At 34.7% G+C, this 4,003-nt stretch carries 3 protein-coding genes; all 3 read right to left on the minus strand.

Features of this window, described 5'->3' with window-relative positions; translation table 11 throughout:
* Window positions 1–159: 159 nt before the first annotated feature.
* The 3 genes from AC3ASS_RS13695 to AC3ASS_RS13705 all read right to left on the minus strand — a co-directional run bounded on the left by AC3ASS_RS13695 (window position 160) and on the right by AC3ASS_RS13705 (window position 3,718).
* Window positions 160–1,902, minus strand: coding sequence for a M56 family metallopeptidase (locus tag AC3ASS_RS13695; RefSeq protein ID WP_488284083.1), 1,743 nt, complete (start codon window positions 1,900–1,902; stop codon window positions 160–162).
* A gap of 227 nt (window positions 1,903–2,129) precedes the next feature.
* The gene (locus tag AC3ASS_RS13700) at window positions 2,130–2,651 is read right to left on the minus strand and encodes a GNAT family N-acetyltransferase (protein WP_488284084.1); all 522 of its coding nucleotides are present in this window, start codon (window positions 2,649–2,651) and stop codon (window positions 2,130–2,132) included.
* Between the two features lie 95 nt (window positions 2,652–2,746).
* Entirely contained in the window at window positions 2,747–3,718 is a 972-nt protein-coding gene (locus AC3ASS_RS13705; RefSeq protein ID WP_488284085.1) for a tRNA dihydrouridine synthase, read from the minus strand.
* Window positions 3,719–4,003: the final 285 nt, after the last annotated feature.

Below are 4,003 nucleotides of genomic sequence, written 5' to 3' on the forward strand. Positions count from 1 at the left end.
CTTCCTTCAGATTCCGCGTCACCACGGACACCCTTGCGTTAAGCTAACTGCTACTTCTGCCTTCGCAGCTCGGGACTCTCACCCTATAGATTACACCCATGCCGGGCGCACACAAAAATCCGCAGCATACTAAAAACGTATGTGCGGATGAATTCATATTCATTGTCTTTTTAAAATTTTCATATCCGGTAAAGATTCGATTAGTCGATCTTTCAGCCATAATTTCATTTTCCTCATATTCCAACCTATATTCGTTGAACGGAGTGACTCGACACGCCAATACATTGGCGGATGTGTCCCAAACTGAAATTCTAATAAACGGAAAAACCATGTCTCTCTTTCCAAAGCATGTATTTTCTCGTCTTTTTCCTCATCCTCAATCTCTTCATCATCCAATTCATAAACATCATAATTTTTCGAGTTTTCTATGGCTGAAAGTTGATGTTCATATAGTATAGCTAAACTATTAGCCATTTGGTCGTTTCCTCCGTCAAGCAGAGTGGCTCCAAGATGATCGGCACGTACTTCCATCCATTGAGTTGCTACGGAGTTCAGTAATGGAATAAGTAGGATGATTACAACCCATATAATCAAAAATAGGAGGATTTGATTTTCGAATAGGTTTGGAAAGGCATAATGTAAGTAAAATAAGCCTCCTACAATGATTCCAACCATATGTATTTTAAGTATTTGTCCCAATATCACATCTCTTTTTTTAACATGAATCGCTTCATGAGCTAAGATTCCTTCAATTGCATCGTGAGGAAGCTTTAACGTTTGGGTAGTTAAAGCAATTAAAGATTGACCAATATTTGCTCCAATGGCAAAACCGTTATAATCAGAAGATTCAGTACTATAAACCTTTACATAAGGAAGACCTGCACGATTCAAGACTTTAGTTGCAATGGAATGGATGTTTGGGTCGACAATTTCTTTCATATCTAATGCCATTTTTAAAATGCGATCAGATATCCACATATTGAACAACCAAAACATAATAACCACTAGCCCAGTAACATACGGATTTGCATGAATGAATGTTAGGAAAACGATAATAATTGCGTATGCTCCAACCCCTTTTATTGTTAAGGCAAAATACCATTTGCCAAGAAGTCGTTTCCAATTTTCCTTATGGTAAAAAGGCTTTACGTCAACTTCATCTATTTTTATTGAATGATTCTCTTTGTGCAAAAACATAACATCAGAAGATTCTGGAGTAAAATAGACATTTTCACCGGAAAATGATAATTTCAATGTTTTTCCCATGCATGTCGTAAAATCCTTGTTGGATGAAAACATTGTAAATAAGTTAAACAGTTTTAATATATCCGGCCTTGTTTGGATAGTTATATCAGTGAGTTCTTTTATCGGGTATTTTTTCGTTTCATTAGCAGATACGAAATAAAGAGCATTTTCCTCTTGTTCGAAAAAAACATGAAGGGTACGATACAATCGAATTCGTTTGACTATTCCATATACAAGACTTATTAAGCCAAACAAAAGGATAAATTCGAATACAGATGGCGGACCGAAAATGAAGTATAAAACTGAAATCAAGACAAATATACTTGAAAAAGAAATATCTAAAAGAATTCGATCTTTGCTTTTTTGAATATGTATTTCTTTTGCACCTTTTTCCTTTAACTCTTGTATAATTTCTTTGTTCTTAACCCCACTTTTTTCTGGAAAAGGAAAATCGAAATAACTAACTATGAGTATTGATATAACAACTAAAGTATTCATAAATCCTTGGTCTAACGATATATAAATGACCCAACCGATACCTAACAGTAAAGATACTAAATATATGATGAATAATGGTACATATTTTTCTAAATAGTTGAGAGATGCTAAGAAAGTTCCGATGATGGCTGTTGCAATGGCAATATGTATTTCAAGCATAGGTTTCTCCTCGATTCATTAGCTAATCTGTATTTATTTTTCTAGAAACGTTTTCTGTTTACTGAATAATCTTTCCAAAAACATCCTCTTAATCTATTAATAAGAAAAAAATGTAAATGAATCAATAGGTAATTAGGTTGAAAAATTTTTCTCCGATAGTATTGAAAAATACTATTATGACAGTTTTTGTTATGATTTCATCGTTATTAACAATTTTTTCTACCTGTTTAAGTGTCTGAATTTCCTCCTATAACATCAAAAACTTTTTTGTACTGAATGAGTGGACTTTCTTTTCCTTCAAATATTCCATTTCCATACCTACTAGTTTCAAGAAATCCGAGCCTGTCTAAAAGTTTTCTCGCACGAATATTCGCTTCGTGTGTTTCTGCATAATAGGTTGTTATTTTTAATGTTTTAAAGCCATATTCCATCATATGAATACATGAGTGGTATCCAATTCCTTTTCCCCACAAAACCATTTCGCCAATAGCAACTCCTAACTCAGCTGAGTGTTCTTTAATATAAGCTAAATCGGCATATCCTACTAATCGATGATTGAATTCAATTCCTAATCGCAAAAAATCATCGTCTTTATTGTTTACACAATTTTTCCACCAACGATAAAGTTCCACAGGATCTTGGTTAGTTTTCCATCCATTTGCTAAGCAAAACTTCTCATCTTTACTCCATCTTAAAACCGTATCAAAATCATCTAAAGTTATTGGCCTTATTTGAATGTTATTTAACATAATCCCACCTCCAAGCCGTTGCGGTAATCGCATATTTGACTTATTACCAATTTGAGAAGTAAAAGAAAAAGGAGCATTATTTAAAAGCTCCTTATTTATACTAATTCGTTATTCTGTTCAAATTCATCAAGTAATGCACGTACTTCATCCGTAGATTGCGTGTTCATCAATTGATTTCTTAATTCACTCGCCCCACGAAATCCTTTTACATAAATTTTGAAAAAGCGATGCAGAGATTTAAACGGACGTCTTACCTCGTTGGAATATTGATCAAATAGATCCAGCTGCAATCTTAAAAGATCCAGATATTCTTTATGACTATGTTCCCTCGGCTCTTTTTCAAAAGCGAAAGGATTTTTAAAAATTCCGCGTCCTATCATTATTCCATCAACACCATGTTCCTCAGCAAGTTCCAGCCCTACTTGACGATTTGGGATATCGCCATTGATGGTTAATAAAGTATCTGGTGCAACCCGATCTCTAAGTTTCTTGATTTCAGGGATTAACTCCCAATGAGCAGCTACATCGCTCATTTCCTTACGAGTCCGTAAATGAATGGAAAGATTAGCTATATCTTGTTTCAAAATATGTGTGAGCCATTCTTCCCACTCGTCGACATAAGTATATCCTAGCCTTGTCTTTACACTGACAGGCAAACCACCTTCTTTTGCTGCTTGGATAATTTCAGCAGCAACATCTGGTCTAAGAATTAGTCCGCTCCCTTTCCCTCTTGATGCAACATTCGGGACAGGACATCCCATATTAATGTCAATACCTGAAAATCCAAGTTCTGCCATACCAATACTCATCTGTCGGAAATATTCAGGCTTATCTCCCCAAATATGGGCAACGATGGGCTGTTCATCCTCAGTAAAAATCAATCGTCCTCGTACGCTCTGATTTCCTTCAGGGTGGCAAAAACTTTCTGTATTTGTAAACTCAGTAAAAAATACATCTGGTCTAGCAGCTTTACTTACAACATGTCGAAATACGACATCTGTTACATCTTCCATTGGTGCAAGTACAAAAAAAGGTCGTGGTAATTCACGCCAAAAGTTCTTCTTCAATGTTAACTCAATCCCTCTCATTTAAGTTCAAACATATGATGATTCTTCTATCTTTTTATATTATGTATGGGGAACCTTTGTCAAATACAGTGAACAAAATATAGAATGAATTCAATCCAAAACCATATAAACCTTTCTCGTCTTAAGCTCGAATTATTTTTAATTAATAAAATCTTTAACATCACATAGTGATGCTAGTATAGTTTCATGGACACAACTTGGTTAAGTCATTAATATTAAACTAACGAAAGGTTGTGTCCGAATCATGAGTCAAAAGCGGTATAA

The organism is Bacillus sp. JST-5 (assembly GCF_057747715.1).